Raw genomic sequence first — 22,070 nt, forward strand, 5'->3', positions numbered from 1 at the left:
GATGATGTCAGCTTAGGCCCTTACAGGCACAAAATTTATGCGATTTTGCTTCTCCGGCGGGTGGAACATGCCTTCATCCGCGCCCATCGCTGCGAAGAAGGAGACGAACTTCCTGACCAGGCGGATATAATCGGTCGCAAACGGGTGATCAGGAAAGAGAACGCCATGGGAATGACGTACCGGACGGCAAGAGCCATAGCTTTCGCGAGCCTGGCGCTGGCTGCAATAAGCGCAGCCCATGCGGAGCCAGCCAGCTTTCCCGTCATCACTCACCATGAAGGCGTGTTCAATGGCGAGGCTGTGCGCTATCGCGCCCTTGTCGAGGAAACCGTCATCCCTAACGCGGACGGCAACCCCGCTTTCAGCTTCGTGACCACGGCCTATATAGGCGAGGATGCCGGAGAGCGCTCCGCGCGGCCGGTTGTCTTCCTGTTCAATGGCGGCCCCACCGTGCCTGCCAGCTGGCTGCATATGGGCGCGTTTGGCCCGCGCCGCATCCTGCCGCCTGCCCGCCCGGCCGATCCGGTAAACGATCCCGGCGCGATGGCGGATAATCCCCATACCGTGCTGGACGTGGCTGATCTGGTCTTCATCGACCCGCCAGGTACCGGCTTCAGCCGGATACTGGACGAAACCAGCACGCCGGAGATCCAGTCCGTGCCGGGCGATGCCCGTGCCGCCAGCGACTTCGTGATTGCCTGGCTGCAAGCCCATGACCGTATGGACGCGCCCGTTTTCCTGATCGGCGAAAGCTACGGCACCATTCGGGCCGCGGCGATGACCGGGCTATTGCATGAACAGGTCAATCTTGAAGGCGTGGTCCTGTTCGGTCAGGCGCTCAACATGGTGGAAACCACGCAGCGCGCGCGCAATGCGCTGTCCTACGCGACCAATCTCTCCGCTCTGGCGGCCATCGCCGCCTATCACGGGCAGGCGGACATGGACGGGCTCACGCTGGAAGCCTTTATCGACGAGGCCGAGGCGTTCGCGATGCACGAATATCTGCTGGCGCTGGTGGCGGGCAATACGCTTGACGATGATGAAGCACGCCTGATCGCAGATCGTCTGGAGCGCTATACGGGTATCTCAGCGGCGTATTATCTCGCCAACCGGCTGGTTATATCCAAGCCGGACTTCCGGCGCGAACTCTTGCGCGATGAGGGCCTGATCCTCGGCGTATATGATGCGCGCTATGCAGGCCCCGCCCCGGAGCCGGGCAATCCGCCATCCGATCCGTTTGGAGCCGTTGCCGCGATGGTGCCGGTGGCACTGCAAACGCATCAGCGTGAATTTCTGGGATTGAACCGTCCCTTTGAGGAATACAGCTTTCGCGGCCCTTCCTCGGCGGGCTGGGATTGGGGCCGTACAGGCGGCATGACCGGCGGACCCTTTGCCGACTATCAGCACGATATATGGATCGAGCAGGCGATGGACGCCAATCCGCGCTTCCGCCTGATGGTAGGCACAGGCATCTACGACACCACCACCACGATCGGCCCGGCCCGCTATCTCGCCGCGCAGGCAGGCTATCCACGCGAGCGGATCACCCTGCGCGAGTATGAGGGCGGGCACATGGCCTATACCAATGAGGAGGCGCTGATCGCGTTTACGCGTGATGTGCGCTCGTTCCTGACCGCACATTAGCGTCACGCCGGGAACGCAGCGCCGCGTGCAGGCGGGCAAGACCATGGTCCAGCGCCGCAGTCTCCATCCCGAAGCCCAGCCGGATATGACCCGGCTCGCCGAAAAACTCGCCGGGCGCCACCAGAATTTGCTCGGCCTGCCACACGGCGCGCGCCACGGCGCGGGTATCGCTCTCGCCAGTCACGCTGGGGAAGTAGACGCAGCCATTTTCTGGAATTTCGCCTGCTATCAGCCCGTCTGACTTCATCGCATCGACATGCCTGGCGAGCACCGCCCGGTTCGGCTCAAGAATGGAGCGCCAGCGATCTGCGAAGGGTTGCGGGTTCTCCAGAACCAGCGCTGCCACCGCGTGGCCGAGCTTGGATATGCCGAACTCGCGCGAGGCATTGGCACGGGAAATCCGCGCGGCCAGCCCCTCCTCGGCAATGATCCAGCCAAAGCGCAGCGAGAACAGGCTGAACACCTTGCTAAGACTGTTCACCGTGATGAGGTTCGGGGCCAGCGACGCGGCATGAGGATAACCCAGCGCCTCGGCGAAATCGGCATATACCTCGTCCACCAGCACCAGCGCACCCACCTCGCCGGCTATCGCGGCGACGGCCTGCAATCCGGCAGGCGTCAGTACATGGCCGGACGGATTATGCAGATTGGACAGCATGATCAGACGCGGACGTGCCTTCACGGCCTCGCGGAGTCTGTCCAGATCCACCTCGTAGCGCGGGCCGGTGCGGGTGAAGGATTCCACACGCGCTCCGGAATCGGCGGCAAGAATTTCCAGCACGTCAAAACCCGGCCTTTCGGCAAGCACCAGATCGCCTGGCTGGATCAGCGCACGCAGCACCATGGCGACCGCGCTCGACGCACCCGTCGTGCATATGATCTCGGCTTCGGTTGCGCCATAGCGTTTGGCGAGCGCCTTGAGAGCAAACGGATTACCGCGCCCGAACACGCTGGCAAAACGGTCCGTCACGCCGTCACAGAACGCATCGCGGACAATGCCGGTCAGCAGATCGGTAGGTTCTTCAGGCGCACTGTCAAACAGAAAGCTGGACCGCGCGACAGGCGGTTTCTGCCGGTACAGCGCACGGCTCCAGCTCGCGAAGTCGGCGAAATCGAACAGGTCCGAGGATACGCCCGGCGTCATGCGCACCAACCCGCCCCGGAACCCCGGACGGCAATGTTCTGGTAGATCGGCATGAGGCAGCGGTCCTGTGCAGCTATAGTCCCGGCGGGCACCGCCAGTCCGGGCGCCCTGCCACCTACTCTATGCCGCCAACCACACGGTGTTGTTCTTTTTTGAATGCGATCATGCTAGGTGTTTGGATAGTAATTCTGCATCTGGCGGCATTTTGAGGAAAACCATGTCCGGCAAACTCGACGCAATCGACGTGAAGATTCTCCAGCAGCTGCAGAAAGACTGCACCATTTCCACCTCCGAACTGGCCGAGCGGGTGGGCCTGTCGCAATCGCCGTGCTGGCGCCGTGTGCAGCGCCTGCGCGAAGAGGGCTATATCCGCGCTGAAGTGGCCCTGCTCGACCCGGAAAAGCTGGGCTATCAGCTGCACGTCTTCGCCCAGCTCAAAGTGTCCTATCTCACTGATGCAGATCGGGAAAAATTCATCCGGGCCATCGCCTCAATCCCCGAAGTGGTGGAGTGCTATTCCATTCTGGGGGAACGCGATGCGCTGATAAAGGTGCTCGCGCCCGATATACGCTGGTATCAGGACTTCATCTTCCAGCGCATTCTCAAGCTTCCCGGCGTGCAGGACATCAGTTCCATCGTCGCGCTCTCGGAGATGAAGAACACCACCGCCCTGCCCGTACACGCCGATTAGAATGCCCATGCCAGGCAAGCTGAAGGGATAATTATCCCCGGCCTGGCCGGGGAGCGATACAAACAGACTGATTATTCCACCTTCGCCACGATACCCTGACATCGTCGACAGGTTTCAGAAGGCAGGGTCTGCAATGCGTGCAACATCACTCCGGATCGGCATGCTCATCAGCGTCTTGCTGGTTGTGGCGGGCTATGCTGGCGCAATGGCCGATGAGACGGAATGGACCGACCGCTATGTGATCCTGTCTGGCGATGAGCAGACCGGCTATCTGCACGTGCGCGAGGAGAATGGCGCGGCCCAGCTGGAATACTTCGTCGACAATAACGGGCGCGGCCCGAAGAACAGCCAGCACATAGTGTTCAATCCGGACGGCATCCCGGTGAGCTGGACCATTACCGGCGAGAGCACGTTCGGCGACCCGGTCAACGAGTTCATGCGCTGGGAAGACGGCATGTTCGAGTGGCGCAGCCAGGCCGATTCCGGGCACATCGAAGCTGCTACGCCGCCGCTCTATGTCGCCAACGATTCCAGCCCGTGGTCACTGGGCATCTATACGCGCGTCCTGATGAACCTCGCAGAGCGCAGTCTCGACGTGATACCCGGCGGCACGCTCAGCGCGGAACCCGTGGAGACGATCACCGTCGCCGGCCAGGACATGACGATCTGGCAGATTGGCGGACTGGACATGGCGCCTTCCCATATCGTGCTGGACCGCAATGGACGCTTTATCGGCACGGCCGGTGGCGGGATCATTCACGAGGATTTCCGCGACGCCCGCGAGGAGTTGTTGCGCGTGGGCCAGGAGCTGTCGCAAGCCCGTCTCGACAACCTCCACACCGGGCTCGCTCACACGTTTGACGGACCACTACGCATCCGCAATGCGCATGTTTTCGATCCCCATACCGCCGGCATTACCGGACCGCACGCGGTGACTGTCTTCGACGGCGTGATCACCCTGATCGAGCCGGAGGCGGGTGCGCCTGACCGCGAGGGTGAATACGTGATCGATGCGGCCGGCGGCTATCTGGTGCCCGGCCTGCATGACATGCACGTGCATATGAACGCGCAGAACGGCCTGTTCCATCTTGCAGCGGGCGTCACCAGTGTGCGCGATCAGGGCAATAATCCCGAACGCCTGCACCAGCTGATGCGCCAGATCGATAGCGGGGAGATGCCCGGCCCGCGCATCGTGCCTAATGGCATGCTGGAAGGGCGCAGCCCCTTCTCGGTACGCAACGGGCTTCTGGCCGGTTCGCTGGATGAGGCGCTGGAAATTGTCCGCTGGTATGCCGAGCGGGGCTATTTCCAGATCAAGATATACAACTCGATCCATCCGGACTGGGTACAGCCCATCATTGATGAAAGCCGGCGCCTCGGCATTGGTGTCAGCGGGCATGTGCCCGCCTTCGTGACACCGGATCAGGCCATCGGTGGCGGCTATGACGATATCGCCCACATCAACCAGCTCATGCTGGGCTGGGTGCTCAACGAGGGTGAGGATACACGCACACCTCTGCGCCTGACAGCCATGGCCCGCGCCGCTGATCTCGACCTGGGAAGCGATCGCGTACAACGCACGGTAAGCGCCATGCGCGAGAACGCAGTGGCGCTCGATACCACTGCGATGGTTCTGGAATTGCTGATGCTCAGCCGTGCGGGCGAGTACCCGGATAATGTGCGCGGCCACGTTGAACATATGCCGGTCGGCTATCAGCGCCGCCGCCGGGTCGCTCATGTCACCATCAACACGCCAGAAGACGATCAGCGCTACCGTGCCGCCTTCCAGACATTGCTGGACACGCTGGCCATGCTGCATGGCGAAGGCATCCAGCTATTGCCGGGTACCGATGCGGGCACGGGCTTTCCCCTCCATCGCGAACTGGAACTTTACGTGCAGGCCGGCATTCCGGCCGGAGAAACGCTGGCACTCGCCACCCTGCGCGCAGAGGAGTTTCTGGGCCGTGACCAGTATCTGGGCAGTATCGAGCGCGGCAAGCTGGCCGACTTCTTCCTGATCGACGATGATCCGACCCAAAATATCAGCGCGATCCGTCAGGTCCGTTTCGTCATGCGGGGTGAGGCTGGCTATATGCCCGCCGAGATTTATACCCGGCTTGGCGTTCGCCCGTTCGGTACGCCGGTGGAGATACGCGCGCCTGAAAACCGGCCCGGTGACGACGAATGATCATTCTGGACCGTGAATTCGTACGCCAGCACCTGACCTATGAGGCGTGCATTCCGCTGATGCGCGCCGCCATGATCGCCCTGTCGCGCGGGGAAACCATCCAGCCCTTGCGTTCCATCCTGAAGCTGGCAGACGGGCATATGTTCGGGATCATGCCCGGCGCGATGGGTGAGAGCGGCAGCTTCGGTGCCAAGCTGGTCAGCGTGTTCCCCGAGAACGCCTCTCTGGGCCGCCAGTCACATCAGGGCGTGGTGCTCGTCTTCGACGCGGAGACCGGTGCGCCGACAGGCCTGGTCCAAGCCGGAGAGGTCACCGCGATCCGTACCGCTGCCGCGAGCGCTGCGGCAACAGACGCGCTGGCCCGCCCCGATGCGGCAAGCCTGGCCATTCTGGGCTGTGGCGAACAGGCAGGCACGCATCTGGAAGCCATCTCGAAAGTGCGCGAACTGAAACGCGTCACGGTGTGGGGGCGCTCACTGATCAAGGCGCAAAGCTTTGCCGCGCGCATGAGCCGCAAGACCGGCCTCGCCGTGACAGCCTCGCCCACGGTTCAGGCCTGTGTGGAAGATGCCGGCATCATCTGCACTGTCACCGCCGCACAGGAACCCATCCTGAAACGCGACTGGGTAAGCCGGGGGGCGCATATCAATCTGGTCGGCTCCAGCTATGCCGGCCCGGCCGAGATCGATACTCCGCTGGTTGTAGCTTCCCGCTTCATTGCCGATTACCGCCCCGGCGTGCTGGCACAGGGCGCAGAATTCCTGCGCGCGAAGGAGGCGGGGCTGATCGGCGATAATCACATCCATGCCGAGATTGGCGAGGTGTTTGATGGCAAGGCGGAAGGCCGCGCCAACCGGGATGACATCACTGCCTACAAATCACTCGGCCATGTTGTGCAAGACCTTGCCAGTGCCGCCTTCCTGCTGGAACGCGCCGGCCAACTCGGCATGAAGCCGGTCAGTTTCTAATGCCCGGTAACGAAGGCTCTGAGGTCTTCGCTCAGGGACTCTGCGCTGTCATCACCGAGATAGGGCATATGGCCCGACGGATAGCGGCGGGACACTATCCTGTCTGGCTGCAGGCCTGCATGGCGCACGAAATAATCCGCACTCCCGATATGGGTGACGAGATCCATCTCGCCGGTCACCACCATGACCCTGAGATCGCGATTGGCCCGCATAAGACCGGCGAGCGAATCCGCTGCGCCTGAGGAGGGCGGCCGGATCGTTCTGTCCCAGCCGCTATTCACCGAGAAACTGATAGCGGTGTAAGTGCCGCTGACATCAATACCCGTCTCGGCCAGATACTGGCGCAGGCCCGCCACGTAAGAGGGCGAATACTGGGCCATGGCCGGATCATCGCCGACGGGATCAGGCATGGCAGGCAATCCGTTGGCCGGCAGGGTGTAGCGCGCATCATAGGCCCCCAGATGCAGACCCTCCCCGTTCAGCAATCGCTCGCGGAAGAGCTGGGCCGATGGACGCAGGTTTTCTGCCTCAATCAGATCTGCAGGCAGGCCGGTGAAGCGCGCCAGCGATGCCGCGATCTCCGCGCGGTCTGCAGTGTCCAGCGCGTCCCCCAGGAACAGGGCCGGCAGATAGCGCTCCACAGCGAAGGCCTCGGCGTCGGCAATGAAGTCCGTGCGGCTTTCCCCCTCACCCGCCTTGCCGTGATACCAGGCACTGGCGGCCATCGCGCCGAGCGACGCCGCCTGGCCTGCTTCCGGCCCCTGTGGCGACATGATCGCCTGACCGACCAGCACGATGCCATCGACACCGATCCCGGTCATGCGCGCACCAGGGCTCATCGGCCCACCCGCCAGAATGCGGGCGGTCAGCGCGGCGCGGGTAGTGCCATAACTGGCGCCCACCAGATATTTCGGCGATTCCCAGCGGTCATGGGTGATCAACCATTGCTCGATGAAGCGCGCCGTTGCCACCGCATCTGCTTGCGTTCCCAGGAAGTCCGCCGCCTCGCCACCGGGCAGTATCTGGCTAAAGCCGGTTTCAGCCGGATCGATCAGCACCAGATCGGCCGCATCAAGGATGGAGTAGGGATTGTCCTCCAGCGCAAAGGGCGGCGTGACCGGAGGGTTGAGCGGATCATCCATGGCGATGCGGCGCGGGCCGAACAGGCCCATATGCATCCAGATCGAGGATGATCCCGGGCCACCATTGAAGATGAATACAACCGGGCGGCTGCGGCGATCCCGCACATCCTCGCGCAGATAGGTGAAGGTGAAGAGGGCTGCGCCCGGCCGCCCGTCGCTGCCATCAATAAGCGTATCGCCCGCGATCAGCCGGTAGCCGATGCGCTCGCCGCCGAAAATGCCCTCTCCGTGATACTCGAAATGGCGGGGCTCGAAGGCTTGTGCTGGTGGGCTCGCTGCGCGGCTGCTATCCACACTCGCACCGGGCTCACGTGGCTCGTCGGCGGGGACGCATCCGCCTGACACCAGCAGGAATGAGCAGAACGCGGCCTTTGCAAGAATCCGCACAAGCTATCTCCCCAGTTCAGATGCCACAGACGCTCTCATCGATGTCATCCACACGCTCCCATTTCCAGCCGGGAAGGCTCTCCCCGCGCGGGCCGAAGCTGATCTCGAAGCGCTCAGCTTACCCAGACTGGTCACCTGACCAAGCCGGAAGTCATCAAAGTCCAGCTCGAAGGTGCCGGATTCGGCCGGGACGAGGCAAAGACAGTGGCAGCAAGACTGCGGGCAAGCAGGATCATAGCCTCACCGGAGTTCGAAAAGACAGAATGAGGCAGGCCGGAGGGGAAACAATCCGGCCTGCCTGGGTCTGCCGGGCTACAGATTGGCCCGGATACCGACGAAGTAATAGCGGCCAATGATTTCGCCGTAGTCCAGCGTCGGATAGGACGGACGCTCGTCGGTCAGATTGTTGACACCGCCCCGGACCGAGAACCGCTCATTGACCTGGAACTGGCCCGACACGTTGTGACGGAAATTATTCCCGACCACCGGATTGGGATCGTTCTCGATGTTGGAGCCTTCCTGACGGAGCACTTCCGGCAGGTAGTTGAGCGTGTAGGTCAGGCGCACCGGCCCACGCGTATAGTGCGCGTCAAGGCGAGCCACCCAGTCGGGCTGTGCTACCGTGCCATCAGTGCGCGACAGGTCAAACCCGGTCACCGAGGTTTCCAGCCGCGACACATGGGTCGCTTCCAGATTGAGGTTCAGCTGCCCGACATCACCGGAGAACACTGCATCAAGCGGGACATCGTAGTTGATGTTGTAAACCTCGCCCCGGAAATGCACCCGGCCCGCATTGACGGTGCTGGAATTGGCCGCAACCACCTGGCCGGTAGCATCACGGGTGAATCCGCTGCAGAAATCCTGCGACTGCGTGCTGGAGTCATAGCACACGGCCAGGAACTGGGCCGGGCCGAAGACTGACAGGCCGTCGGTCAGGTCCACTTCCACCCGGTCCGCGATAATGGTCAGGCCCGGCACAAAGGACGGCTCGAAGATGAAGCCGTAGGTCGTGGTGTCTGACAGCTCGTTGCGCAGCTCGGCATTGCCGGACGTTGTCACGAGCGCAGTCTGGAAGTTGGTGGACGAGTTCTGGAAGCTCGGCAGAGCCTCATACCCCGGATTGGCCGCCCATTCGGCTTCGCAATTCGCCCGGCGGACCGACGGGTTAGGGCCGCTATCGATATAGCGGAAGTCACACGGGTCGATGCCGACCGACGAATTGGCCGTCTGCACGGGTGCAAAAAGCTGGTTCAGGTTCGGCGCACGGAAGTTCCGGCTGCGCGAGGCGCGGAGCACGAAATCGGAGGTGACCGTCCAGCGCAGGCCCGCATCCCAGACATTCTCCCCGCCCGCGATGGAATGCTCCACGCGGCGATAAACGCCCGAAAACTCCAGGTCTTCAACCAGCGGCATGCTCGTCGCGCCGCCAATCAGCGGCACCAGCACCTCAAGCGAGTATTCGTGGGTGTCGTAGCTGCCCGATTCCGATGCCGTGGGAATACCTTGGCGCCCAAGCCCCAGCAGATTGGCCTGACGTGGAACGAACTCGGCTTCTTCGTAGCGGTATTCATAGGCCGCGACAAACGCGAGATCGCCAGCTGGCAACCTGAAGGCCGTGCCGCCGAACGTTGCCAGGAAGTTGGTCTGGGTATTTGTGTAAGTCTCACCGAAGACCGTGTTGATGTAATCGCGCGCTTCCTGGCTGACATTCCCCTCTCCAAACGGGTTCAGCGGAGCGCAGGCCGGGTCATCGGTTGCCGGATCGCCATCATTATTTATGGCGCAGACGATATTCCCGCTGCTGTCCAGTACGGCATCGATGGCGTTATTGAACCGGGTCTGCCAGACGCCCCAGCTGCGCGTATTGCCATCCGCACGGCCATGGCTGATCGAGACCGACCAGTCATAGTCGCGATTGCCAAACTCCACCGCCCCGTCCAGCGCGGCCAGCGCGCGGTAGACCTCAGTCGTGGTGAAGGCGCTGTCATCGTGCAGAAGGTCGTTCCACATCTTCGAGATGAAGATCGGCGCACCGGCCCCGAAAGCGGGGTAGGCCGCACTGAGCGCCGCAACCGCATCGGCGGACAAGAACGGATTGGAGCGGTCAAACTGGATCGCGCCGGCGCCGCTGGCGGCCGGGTTCAGGATCGTATTGCTCGGACGGCCGGCGCGCGCATCCTCGCCCTGGGTATGAGACCAGAGCAGCTCGGTAGACAGCCGCACGCCATTATCAAAGTCGTAATGACCGATCACATTGATATTGCGCCGCTCCACACCGGAATAGAGCGCGCCAAGCTCATCATAGCGCAGCCCGTCCCCGCCGCTGGCGAAAGGAACACCGGCAAGCTCTCCGGGATTATAGGCGATCGGCATGCCGTCCGGGCCCATCTGGAGCGGCACACCGCCCTCCGGATACGGGGTCCCGTCCGCCGTGATGAAGGCCGTCGTTATCGGCGCGGGCGGGAAGAACAACACGCCATTGGCGTTGAAGGACCAGAAGTGGGCATCAAAGATTTCCCGCAGGGAGGGGATTCCGTCACTCGGCCCCGTATCTGCGGGATTGGCGACGAGAAGCCGGGCCCGTTCCGTTTCCGGCCGTGCGCTCGCCAGCAGCGGCTCAGACCGGGACCATTCGAAGTTGGCCGCCAGATTGGCCCGCCCATCGAAGAAGTTGCGGCCCGCCGTCAGGCGCAGGCTATGAACGGGATAATCGTCACGGGAGGAAATTCCGGTCTGCGCATCGATCTGAACACCTTCAAAATCATCACGCAGCACGTAGTTCACCACGCCCGCGATCGCGCCAGAGCCGTATACAGCCGCGCCACCGCCCTGAACGATCTCCACCCGGCTGAGAAGCCCCGTTGGAACGGAGTTGGTGTCCACGACCGGATCACCGATGCCGTTGGCGGTCGCGACGGTCCGCCGCCCGTTGACAAGGGTCAGCGTACGACCGGCCCCAAGACCGAACAGGGACGGATACTGCTGGCCACCGCCACTGCTGCCGCCTGAATACGCCGTCTGCGGCACAGAGGGCGTGATCGAAGTGGCATCGTTGAGCGCCTGACCCGCCTGTACAAAGCCCCGATCGGTCAACGCCTGCTGATCGATGACGCTAAGCGGTGCGGAGGTGGCCACTTCAGGCCGGGCGATCCGTGAGCCGGTGACCACGATGCGGTCAGCGCGCTCGACAGTCTCTTCGGTGGTTTGCGTCTGCGCGTCCTGCGCATGAACAGCCGCAGCCGGCAAGGCAATAGCGGCAACACCGGCAAGCAGGCAGGCGGTAAATGAGTACTGGCGATCCCTGGACATCGAAACTCCCCTTCCTTGTCCCACAAGCGACCATCTGCCACCTGCTTACATCGCAGGCACAAACGCTCTCCTTCACGACAAAGAATAATCAGCTTTTAGGAGAAGTTCTTTTCGAATTATTCCCATAATTGACCGCACGCGACTGCAACAAGCCGTTCACAAATCTGTTGCGAATAATTTTTGCTCCAGACTGCCAGCCAGTATGGACGCCTACTGGCGCCGGCCGAGGAAGTTGCGCACGGCGTGAGACAGCCGCTCCAGATTGGCGGTCTCCACATAGACCGAGTGACCGGACGGGAAATAGGCCGCTGTCAGCCTGTCCGCGGGTATATCACCCTGATCGAGCGTGTAGCGCCCGGCATATACCGACGTTGTCAGATCATAATATCCGGCCACCCAGAACACACGCAGGCGCGCATTGCGTTCCATCGCCTCGGCCAGCAGCGCGATGGCATTGCCGCCACCCTCATGGTCCCAAGCGCTATTCACATCGAGATTGAGGCCCGCATAGAATTCGTCGCCCCGATAGCCCAGCACATCGCGGAAATAGGTCTCCACGATGGAGTCATGACCGCCACGCTCCAGAAGCCCTGGCAGGTCGTCGGGCAGATCAGGATCGGATGGTGCATAGCCCAGACCCGGGTCATCATGGGGAGGACGCTGGGGCGGCGCATCAAGCGAACGCGTTGCGCGGGAATCCAGCTGGCCGGTGCGCAGCCCCTCATCCGCCAGTAGGTTCAGCATGAAGGTGTGGTTATCCAGGCGCAGATTATTCTCTTCGATCAGGTCTGCAGACAGGCCGGTAAAGGCAGCGACGCGTTCGGCCATCGCCCGTCGCTCCCCGGCAGGCAGCGAAGCGCCGCGTATCAGGGCCTGCACGTAATCGGTGCGCGCAAACTCTACCGCCTCTTCGAAGACCGCTTCCAGGCTGTCGTGATGCTGGCTCGCCCGCCCGTGGTACCAGGCGGTGGCAGCCATGGTCGGCAGCGCCGTCATGGGCCCCAGCGGGCCGGGACGCGGCCCTGCGACCAGCGCGAACAACATCACCCCGTCAAACTCCAGCTCAGGATCGACGCGGTGGATTTCGGCAGCGCGGGCCGTGCCATAGCTCTGGCCGAGCAGATAGCGCGGAGAGGCCTCGCGATCATGACGGGCCAGCCAGTCGCGGATGAAGGCTGCCACCGACACGGCATCGCCCGTGCGCGACCAGACGAGGCCGCGCTCCGCGCCGTCCGCAAGGCGGCTATAGCCGGTCCCGACAGGATCGATGAATACCAGATCAGCCGCGTCCAGTATGGAGTGCTGGTTGTCGTACATCACTGCATCGTCGTCCGTGCCGGTACGCCGTTTCGGCCCGAATGCGCTGAAATGCAGCGGCGTGGTGGAAGCGCCCGGACCGCCATTGAACAGGAAGATGACCGGACGGGTTGCCGGATCGGCCACGTCCTCTCGCACATAGCTGACAGTGACGAACTGGCCCGCCAGCACGCCCGCCACGCTATAGCGCCGCTCTTCAAGCAGCGCGGTGTAGCGCACGGACACTCCGCTGAAAACGCCTTCGTGAACGGTACGGTTTGTGGATACCAGTTCGATGTCGCCGGCATGGGCAAGGCCTGCGGCCAGTACGACCAGCGCAAGGAGCGTGACGCGAAGATGGGCCATGACGGAACTCCCGAAAAAGCTAATCGATTGCCCATAGACTACGCATGAGGCGGGGCAATTCTTGCCAAAATCATCCAGCAAAGCTGGCGAGTGCGCATCAGCGTGCCTGCAAATCGGCACGAACGCGCACTGCCCGCGCACCCGCACGCATAGAACTGCCGCTCCGGCACATGGCTTGATGCTTCATTTAAATAAACATGCCGCCTCCGGCGCGATAGCGTCGTTTCAGCAATGGGAGGAGAACCGGCCATGGCACTGCCTGAAGGCTCTGTCGCGCATCAACGTTTTCGCGCTTTGGCGCTGGCGGGAACGGCGGTCATGCTGGTTCATGGCGCGGCGGCCAAGGCCGATGAAAGCGTGGTGGAAACCCGTCACACGCTGGAGGCGGGCGATCTGCGCCTGGACTATGCCGCCCATGCCGGCCGGTTGGCCATTCGCGATGTCGAGACAGGCAATGCGCGCGGCTACATGTTCTATGTCGCCTACCGTGTGCCCGGCGATCCGGGCCGCCCCGTCGCCTTCATCTGGAATGGCGGGCCGGGCGCTCCCGCCACTATCCTGCATTTCGAGACGGCAGGCCCTTACCGCGCTGAAGACGGCGCTCTGGCACCCAACGCGCATAGCTGGCTTAGCGAAATGGATCTGGTGTTCGTAGACCCGATTGGCACCGGCTTCAGCCGCCCTGCACGCGCTGAGTACGGTGATGAGTTCTATGGCACGCTAGGCGATATCGCCTCAGCCACCGAGTTCGTCCGGGCGTGGCGGCTGCGCAATGAGGCGCTGGATTCCCCGATCATCCTGGCTGGCGAAAGCTGGGGCGCGATCCGCGTGGCCAGTGTTGCCTATCAGCTGGAAGAACGGGGTATTCCCGTCGGCGCACTCTCACTGATCTCCGGCGGGTCCGGCCTGCACGCGGAGGACGGTGACGGCGTGTTGATCGACGCCTTACGGGTTACGGGCTTTGCCCGGACGGCATTCCACTATGGCCTTTCAGACCCTTCTGTGGGCGAAACGCTGGATGAGGTGCTGAACAATGCAGAACGCTGGGTCAGGGAGCGCTACGCGCCTGCCCTTGCGCGCATCGACACCCTTTCATCAGCCGAGCGGGACGCCATCGCAGAAGAGCTGTCAGACTTTATCGGGATCGGCGCGGACCAGATCAGCCGCGAGAGCCTAGTCATCACCACACGAGCCTTCCGCGATACGCTGCTGAGCGATCGCGAGGCAACCCTCGGCGTCTTCGACATGCGGCTGAACACAGCCGATCCGCAGGCGCACACAGGCGCCCCCTCAGTGCGCGAGCCGATACTGCGCTATCTGCGCTACCGGCTGAATTACCGCACTGATCTTCCCTATATCGGGCTGGAAAACTGGAGCGTGGGCTATGCTCCCGGCGGCGAGATACCCCGCCCGCCCAGCGCACGCTGGAACTACGCCACCGGCCCCGTCACCGACGAGGAATATGCTGCTGCCGTCGCAGAAGCGATCCGCAGAGGTGATGGCCCGCCGCGCATTGGACCGCCTCTACCCTCCACCGTGGACGCGTTGGAGCTCAATCCGGCCATTCAGGTACTGATCGCATCAGGCGCGTATGACTCGCTAGCCAATTGCGCCGGTATCGAGGAGCTGGCCGCCCGCCAGAGCGAACCGGTGCGCGCAGCCGTCACCACGCGCTGTTATGAGGGTGGTCACATGATGTATCGTGACGCCCCGGTGCTGGACGCGTTCAATGCCGATATGCGCGCACTGGCAAGGGCGCTGCGCTAGGCAGCCTTCATGCGCTGGCGGATGATGTAATAGCTGGCGCCGATAAGCCCCCAGACGGTGAGCGCCACATAGGGACGCCAGTCTGCGGTCAACCCCATCACGACGACGCCCAGCGAAGCGGCAATGCCCAGCCATGACCAGAATACGGTGAACTTGCGCCCCATGCGGAAGCTCGCCTGACGGTAGAGGTCTGGGTGATCGGCGGCGACTTTCGCGGCGGCCAGGCACGTCCCGGCATACTTCAGAAGGGTCGGGATATTGATGGCCAGGAACAGGGCGAGCAGATTCAGCGGCAGGAACAGGCCCAGCACACACAGGCAGAACGCGGCGGCCAGCGCCCAGTGGGGTGTACCAAAGCGCGGATGGACCCGGCCCAGCACCTCAGGCAGGGCTCCGGTCCGGCCCATGGCAAAGAGATAGCGGCTGAACATCATGCACAGCGCATTGAGCGAGGTGCCAATGGCGGCGACAGATGCGGCTATCACGAGCGGGGTAGCCAGCGGTGCAGCCATGAAGGCATTGGCGGCATCCAGGATCGGCGCTTCGCTCTCGGCCAGCGCCTGCGGACCCAGCACGCCGATCGAGACGACCGCGATCAAGAGATAAAGGACAAGCGCGGCGATAACCGCTCCGGCAATGCCCAGCGGGATATTGCGCCGGCCATCTTTCACCTCGTCGCCCATCTCGGTAGCCGCCTCCAGCCCGAAGAACAGGCCCACCAGCACCGGCACAGCCGCCAGCACGCCGGCCCAGCCAAACGGAGTGAAGGGTGTGAAGGCCTCCAACTCAATAGCCGTCATGCCCCAGCCACCGAACAGGAGGAAGAAGGCGATGATCGCGGCGATCAGGAAGCCCTGTGCCCGCGCGGCGATACCCACGCCAAAGAAATTCAGGGCAAAGACCACGGCGAAAATCGCGAACATGGTGGGACGCAAGGGCAGCGGCACGGCCATGGACAAGTAGCGCACCAGCACCAGAGAGAGCACCAGCATCGCCCCCACACTGCCTGCAATGCGCAGCCACGCGATCATGAAGCCGAAGGCTGGCGACACGAAGCGGCGCGGCCACTCATAGGAGGCACCCGCTGTCGGCAAGGCCGAGCCCATGAAGGCGTAGGTGAGCGCGATGATGAATACCGGGATCGCTGCCAGCGGCACTGCGAGCAAAAGCGCAGGCCCCGCCAGCGCAGAGGCAGGCCCCATGACCGAGAACACGGCGACACCCACCGCCATGCCAAGCCCCAGAGCCACGACGGAGAACAGGCCGACGCCCTGTTTCAGACCAGCTTCGCTCATCCCTGTCCCCTTGCTTTCATGTCGTTGTAGAGCCATGCCACAGCCGCGAGATCCTGCACGGCATGGCCCAATGATTTGTAGATCGTGATGTCCTCGGGGCCGGTCCGTCCGGCTTGCGTCCCGGCATAAACCTCCCCGATCTCGGCCACGATATGATCATCGTCGATCAGGCCGGCTTGGCGCGCGCGCAAGAACTCTCCACCATGCGCCAGAACATGCGTCCGATGGTCCGCGATGAAGCGCGCGGCGGCTACCAGAGCGCTGTCCGCCTCGGCCGCATGAGGGCCGCTCGATCCGGCAAGGTTTACATGCGTGCCTGGCTGGACCCACTTACCCTTAAGCACCGGCTCGGCCGAAGCCGTCACGGTGCTGATGATGTCCGCCCTGGCGGCGCGTGCCGGATCAGGCTCGGCCATCGCATCAATGTTCAACTCGCTTGCCAGACGCGCCGCCAGCGCCCCGGCCAGGTCTCGGTCCCGGCCCCAGACGATGATCTGCTCGAGCTTTCGTACATGGGCGATGGCGAGGGCATGGGTATGGGCCTGCACGCCCGTGCCAAAGATGGCGAGGCGAGACGCATCAGGACTTGCCAGCGCATCGGTGGCTGCTGCGCTGGCCGAAGCGGTACGGATACGCGTCACCTCCCCGCCATCTGCCACGCAGACAGGCGCACCGCTCCGCCCGTCAAACAGGATCACCAGCCCTTCATGGCTGCGCCGTCCGGGATGGTCCGGATCGGCAAAGACGCTGACCAGCTTGGCACCGAAGGGGCCGCCAGGCACAAACCCTGCCGGCATCAGCGCGAAGGTGCGCCCTTCGCCGAGTTTGAGAAAGCTGCGCAAGGCCTGCTCGACCTCACCGCCCGATAAGGCGCGCATCGCCTCGCGCATCAGGCCGGTACAGACGTCAAGCGAAAGGCGTTCCGCCACCTGCGCAGCGTCAAGGAAGAGCGGCGATGTCACGCCAGCGCCTCCAGCAGCATTTCAATGTCGTCCATCGTGTTGAATACGGACGGCGAGATGCGGAAGCGATGTTGACTGAGTGAAATCTCCACGCCCGCATCCCTTAGCTTCGGCCCAAGCCGCGCGCGCGCATTCTCAAAAGCAAAAGCAATCAGCGGGCCTGTGCTATCCTCCGGCGTTAGCGGCTGGAAGCCGCGCGCCGTAAATTCCTCGCGCACCCGCTCGATCAGGGGCTGACGCCTGGCCTGGATATTCTCCACGCCCAGCTCAAGCAGGAAGTCGAGCGAATAATCGAGATGGGCCACACCCGTGTTGGAATAGGTGCCCATGGCAAACAGGCCCGTGGCATCATCGCGTGCGCGTGTCTGGTAGGCGCGCTCGTGTGGCTCTTCATACGGGAAGACATGGCTGGAAATGCCCGCCAGCTGGAAATACCCCGCCTGGGGACGGGCCAGTTCCGGGATCAGGTCGGCGCGGGCATACATGAAGCCCAGCCCCATATCACCCATCAGCCATTTATAAGAGGCAGTCGACATCATATCGATACCGGCAGCCTTCACGTCGAACGGCACCGAGCCGATCGCATGGATTGCGTCCACGAAGAGCTTCGCGCCATGGGCGTGGGCGATATCGGCCAGTGCTGCCAGATCGTGCTGGAAGCCATTGGTGGTCGCAATGGCAGAGACCGATACCAGCCGAGTACGGTCATCAATAGCAGCGGCCATGTCCTCAAGTTGGATACGGTTGTCGTGCGGGCGTACCACCACCACTTCGACACCTGCCTTTTCCAGCTCGCTGTAGAGATGGAAGGAGCCGAAGAAGTGCAGCGCGTCGGTTACCACACGTGCCCCCGGCTCCGGAAGGCCCAGCGCGGCGACGGCCATCTGCTCGCCCGCCGACGTGCTCTGGATGTATGCCAGTTCGCCGGTATCGGCATTGATGAGACGGGCAAACCTTTCCATCACTGTGCGGCGCGCTGCAGCGATGTCGTAATCACTCTCGCCGCCCATGGCGCGCGAGGCGAGATAGTCAGCCACGCGCTGGCGCGCGCCAGCACTCACCGGATGAACCGATCCCGAATTGAGATAGCCGGGACGGATGCCCGGAAAGGCATCGCGCGCAGACAGGCGAGGCGGGAACTCTTCGCGCCCGTGCGCAGCAGCGCCCAAGGCCGCACCGGCAAGCGGCAACGCACTGCCTGCAACCAGGCAAGTGCGCCGCGTCATGCCCTCGTTCGCATCGGCCTTCGTCATTACGTCTTCCCGGCATCGCCATGCAGCCGGACGGAACCGGCCATGTGCAATGATAATATCTGGAAATGCCAGATTCCTGCCGAAGTGACGCAGTCACACGCAGGCAAAGGGGCCAAATTGCCTCAAAACCGCCCTATCGCACCAAACTTATGCGCGACACAGAACGAACGGGTTCTGTTGACCGGCTTGGTTCCCCCCCGACAACCCCGTCGCCTTGTCGTGTACCGCGAACGGTCGCTGGCGATTGCGCCGTCCGCCGCGGCACGTCAGCGAACCACCGCGTGGCGGCGTCGCCCTCTTGCCTGGCGACATCATCAACAGAGCGATTGTGCGCAACGCTGTCTTGAAGACAGGCGAGCTGGCGGACCTTCGCCCCGAACCTTTCTGCGGACGTCAGCTTGCCGGTGAAGGTATCGCAGACCTAAACGCAAACGCCCCGGACTTTCGTCCGGGGCGTTTGCGCAAGCCTTTGGCATGGCCTGCCGTTTTTGGGTGCGGGGGTAGGATTTGAACCTACGACCTTCAGGTTATGAGCCTGACGAGCTACCGGGCTGCTCCACCCCGCGTCAGTGCCGGTTTAACCCCCGGCGATGGGGAGCGGTGTAACTAACCAACACATGAGGGTCAGTCAACCGCGCGTTCAGTGGCGCATCGGATCCGGCAACGAACACTCGGTTCATCCGAGCCTTGGCCTTCACTTGCTACCATTTTTGACACCAGAAACATGGCCGGAGAAAAACAAAACCCCCGCCGAAGCGGGGGTTTCATCATTTCGATTGGAAAGAAAAAGGATAACTGGCGTCAAACGGGCGGACCGGGCGGCGACCTACTCTCCCATGCCTTAAGACATAGTACCATCGGCGCTGAGGGTCTTAACGGCCGTGTTCGGGATGGGAACGGGTGGGGTCCCCTCGCTATAACCACCCGGTCGGCACGTTTGACGCGGTTTCACAGAGACATTTTTTCCTGAACTTTCGGGCTTCATGAAGGACGAGGCGATCGCCATTCATGAGCTACGCAAATCAAGCCTATCGAGCAATTAGTACTGGTCCGCTCCACGCATCGCTGCGCTTCCACTTCCAGCCTATCAACGTGGTGGTCTTCCACGGCTCTCAAGGGATACCTGGTTTTGAGGGGGGCTTCCCGCTTAGATGCTTTCAGCGGTTATCCCGTCCGCACTTAGCTACCCTGCTATGCTGCTGGCGCAACAACAGGTCCACCAGAGGTGCGTCCATCCCGGTCCTCTCGTACTAGGGACAGCTCCTCTCAAGTATCCGACACCCACGGCAGATAGGGACCGAACTGTCTCACGACGTTCTAAACCCAGCTCACGTACCGCTTTAATTGGCGAACAGCCAAACCCTTGGGACCTGCTCCAGCCCCAGGATGCGATGAGCCGACATCGAGGTGCCAAACAATGCCGTCGATATGGACTCTTGGGCATCATCAGCCTGTTATCCCCGGCGTACCTTTTATCCGTTGAGCGATGGCCCTTCCACTCGGGACCACCGGATCACTATGGCCGTCTTTCGACTCTGCTCGACCTGTCAGTCTCGCAGTCAGGCAGGCTTATGCCATTGCACTCAACGAGCGATGTCCGACCGCTCTGAGCCTACCTTCGCGCGCCTCCGTTACACTTTGGGAGGCGACCGCCCCAGTCAAACTACCCACCACACAGGGTCCCGGACCCGGATAACGGGCCGCGGTTAGACGTCAATAAGGATAAGGGCGGTATTTCAAGGATGGCTCCACATGGACTGGCGCCCACGCTTCAAAGCCTCCCGCCTATCCTACACATATCATCACTAACGCCACTGTGAAGTTGTAGTAAAGGTGCACGGGGTCTTTCCGTCTGACCGCGGGAACCCCGCATCTTCACGGGGAATTCAATTTCGCTGAGTCTCTGTTGGAGACAGTGGGGAAGTCGTTACGCCATTCGTGCAGGTCGGAACTTACCCGACAAGGAATTTCGCTACCTTAGGACCGTTATAGTTACGGCCGCCGTTTACCGGGGCTTCAATTCGGAGCTTGCACCCCTCCTTTTAACCTTCCGGCACCGGGCAGGCGTCAGACCCTATACGTCGTCTTGCGACTTCGCAGAGCCCTGTGTTTTTAGTAAACAGTCGCCACCCCCTGGTCTGTGCCCCTGGACACTGGTTGCCCAGCGCCAGGCTCCCTTCTCGCGAACTTACGGGAGCAATTTGCCGAGTTCCTTCAACAGAGTTCTCTCAAGCGCCTTGGTATGCTCTACCAGTCCACCTGTGTCGGTTTGGGGTACGGTCTCAATGCGGAAGCTATTTCCAGGAACACCTTCACTGCCCACCCAATCCAATAAGGGTAGACAATTTCCAGTATCCGTCACTTTCCGCTGGCTCAGGAATATTAACCTGATTCCCATCGACTACGCCTTTCGGCCTCGCCTTAGGGGCCGGCTTACCCTGCGCTGATTAGCATTGCGCAGGAACCCTTGGACTTTCGGCGAGGGAGTCTCTCACTCCCTTTATCGCTACTCATGTCAGCATTCTCACTTCTGATACCTCCAGGCTGCCTCGCGGCAACCCTTCACAGGCCTACAGAACGCTCCGCTACCACTCTTTCGAGTCCGCAGCTTCGGTGCATGGCTTAAGCCCCGTTACATTTTCCGCGCAGGAACGCTTGACCAGTGAGCTGTTACGCTTTCTTTAAAGGATGGCTGCTTCTAAGCCAACCTCCTGGTTGTCTAAGCATTCCCACATCGTTTCCCACTTAGCCATGACTTGGGGACCTTAGCTGGCGGTCAGGGCTGTTTCCCTCTCCACTATGGACCTTAGCACCCATAGTGTGTCTGCCGTGCTGTACTCCTCGGTATTCGGAGTTTGGTTAGGTTTGGTAAGCCGGTGAGGCCCCCTAGCCCATCCAGTGCTCTACCCCCGAGGGTAATACACGACGCTCTACCTAAATAGATTTCGCGGAGAACCAGCTATTTCCAAGTTTGATTGGCCTTTCACCCCTAGCCACACGTCATCCCCGTCTTTTTCAACAGACGTGGGTTCGGCCCTCCAGTGAGTGTTACCTCACCTTCAGCCTGCACATGGCTAGATCACTTGGTTTCGGGTCTAATCCTCGAACTAAATCGCCCTATTCAGACTCGCTTTCGCTGCGCCTACACCTATCGGCTTAAGCTTGCTCGAGAGACTAAGTCGCTGACCCATTATACAAAAGGTACGCTGTCACCCCGCAAGGGGGCTCCAACTGCTTGTAGGCGTCCGGTTTCAGGGTCTGTTTCACTCCCCTCGTTGGGGTGCTTTTCACCTTTCCCTCACGGTACTGGTTCGCTATCGGTCGGTAAGGAGTACTTAGGCTTGGAGGGTGGTCCCCCCATGTTCAGACAGGATTTCACGTGTCCCGCCCTACTCGAATTCTCTCTCTTTATTTTAACGTACGGGGCTATCACCCACTATGGCCGGCCTTTCCAAACCGTTCCGCTGATGCAGAGAGAGACATTGGCCTGGTCCCCGTTCGCTCGCCGCTACTGAGGGAGTCTCAATTGATGTCCTTTCCTCCAGGTACTGAGATGTTTCAGTTCCCCGGGTTCGCTTCTAAAACCCTATGTATTCAGGTTTAGATACCTTTCACAAACTCTGGTGACCGACCGTCCGATTGCTCGGACGAGCGACCG

At 61.9% G+C, this 22,070-nt stretch carries 12 protein-coding genes, 1 tRNA gene and 2 rRNA genes (1 of these 15 cut by a window edge); 5 read left to right on the forward strand and 10 right to left on the reverse strand.

Annotated features, from left to right (window positions below):
- Positions 1-165: 165 nt before the first annotated feature.
- Positions 166-1,644 (forward strand): S10 family peptidase, encoded by a 1,479-nt coding sequence (locus X907_RS10695; protein ID WP_170175535.1) that lies wholly within the window; start codon positions 166-168, stop codon positions 1,642-1,644.
- Here X907_RS10695 and X907_RS10700 read toward each other — a convergent pair.
- Positions 1,607-2,788 (reverse strand): pyridoxal phosphate-dependent aminotransferase, encoded by a 1,182-nt coding sequence (locus tag X907_RS10700; protein WP_127567839.1) that lies wholly within the window; start codon positions 2,786-2,788, stop codon positions 1,607-1,609. The two genes, X907_RS10695 and X907_RS10700, sit on opposite strands and share 38 nt — an antisense overlap.
- 217 nt (positions 2,789-3,005) lie before the next feature.
- Here X907_RS10700 and X907_RS10705 point away from each other — a divergent pair, with 217 nt between their 5' ends.
- From X907_RS10705 to X907_RS10715, 3 genes are all read left to right on the forward strand, one after another.
- A complete protein-coding gene (locus tag X907_RS10705) occupies positions 3,006-3,479 on the forward strand; it encodes an Lrp/AsnC family transcriptional regulator (RefSeq protein WP_127567841.1) in 474 nt (157 codons plus the stop codon).
- A 133-nt stretch (positions 3,480-3,612) separates the two neighbouring features.
- On the forward strand, positions 3,613-5,667 hold the full coding sequence (locus X907_RS10710) for an amidohydrolase family protein (protein WP_127567843.1): 2,055 nt from the start codon (positions 3,613-3,615) through the stop codon (positions 5,665-5,667).
- On the forward strand, positions 5,664-6,635 hold the full coding sequence (locus tag X907_RS10715; RefSeq protein ID WP_127567845.1) for an ornithine cyclodeaminase family protein: 972 nt from the start codon (positions 5,664-5,666) through the stop codon (positions 6,633-6,635). The genes X907_RS10710 and X907_RS10715 overlap by 4 nt, the downstream gene beginning before the upstream one ends.
- Here the strand turns inward: X907_RS10715 and X907_RS10720 are convergent.
- The 3 genes from X907_RS10720 to X907_RS10730 form a co-directional block, all read right to left on the reverse strand.
- Entirely contained in the window at positions 6,632-8,164 is a 1,533-nt protein-coding gene (locus tag X907_RS10720) for a S10 family peptidase (protein ID WP_127567847.1), read from the reverse strand. The genes X907_RS10715 and X907_RS10720 overlap by 4 nt on opposite strands.
- 312 nt (positions 8,165-8,476) lie before the next feature.
- A complete protein-coding gene (locus tag X907_RS10725; RefSeq protein WP_127567849.1) occupies positions 8,477-11,473 on the reverse strand; it encodes a TonB-dependent receptor domain-containing protein in 2,997 nt (998 codons plus the stop codon).
- Positions 11,474-11,683: 210 nt separating this feature from the next.
- A complete protein-coding gene (locus X907_RS10730; RefSeq protein ID WP_127567851.1) occupies positions 11,684-13,135 on the reverse strand; it encodes a S10 family serine carboxypeptidase-like protein in 1,452 nt (483 codons plus the stop codon).
- Positions 13,136-13,384: 249 nt separating this feature from the next.
- Here X907_RS10730 and X907_RS10735 point away from each other — a divergent pair, with 249 nt between their 5' ends.
- Complete coding sequence (locus tag X907_RS10735; protein WP_170175536.1) at positions 13,385-14,902, forward strand: S10 family serine carboxypeptidase-like protein; 1,518 nt, start codon at positions 13,385-13,387, stop codon at positions 14,900-14,902.
- Here X907_RS10735 and X907_RS10740 read toward each other — a convergent pair.
- From X907_RS10740 to X907_RS10765, 6 genes are all read right to left on the reverse strand, one after another.
- Entirely contained in the window at positions 14,899-16,197 is a 1,299-nt protein-coding gene (locus X907_RS10740; protein ID WP_127567855.1) for an APC family permease, read from the reverse strand. The genes X907_RS10735 and X907_RS10740 overlap by 4 nt on opposite strands.
- Complete coding sequence (locus tag X907_RS10745) at positions 16,194-17,159, reverse strand: ornithine cyclodeaminase family protein (RefSeq protein ID WP_127567857.1); 966 nt, start codon at positions 17,157-17,159, stop codon at positions 16,194-16,196. The genes X907_RS10740 and X907_RS10745 overlap by 4 nt, the downstream gene beginning before the upstream one ends.
- Positions 17,156-18,412, reverse strand: coding sequence for an aminotransferase class V-fold PLP-dependent enzyme (locus X907_RS10750; RefSeq protein WP_127567859.1), 1,257 nt, complete (start codon positions 18,410-18,412; stop codon positions 17,156-17,158). The genes X907_RS10745 and X907_RS10750 overlap by 4 nt, the downstream gene beginning before the upstream one ends.
- 489 nt (positions 18,413-18,901) lie before the next feature.
- Positions 18,902-18,978: transfer RNA gene (locus tag X907_RS10755), tRNA-Met, on the reverse strand.
- Positions 18,979-19,225: 247 nt separating this feature from the next.
- Positions 19,226-19,340, reverse strand: a 5S ribosomal RNA gene (gene rrf, locus X907_RS10760).
- Between the two features lie 90 nt (positions 19,341-19,430).
- Positions 19,431-22,070 (reverse strand): 23S ribosomal RNA (locus X907_RS10765) (it continues 147 nt past the right edge of the window).

The organism is Glycocaulis alkaliphilus (assembly GCF_004000605.1).
Classification (GTDB): domain Bacteria; phylum Pseudomonadota; class Alphaproteobacteria; order Caulobacterales; family Maricaulaceae; genus Glycocaulis; species Glycocaulis alkaliphilus.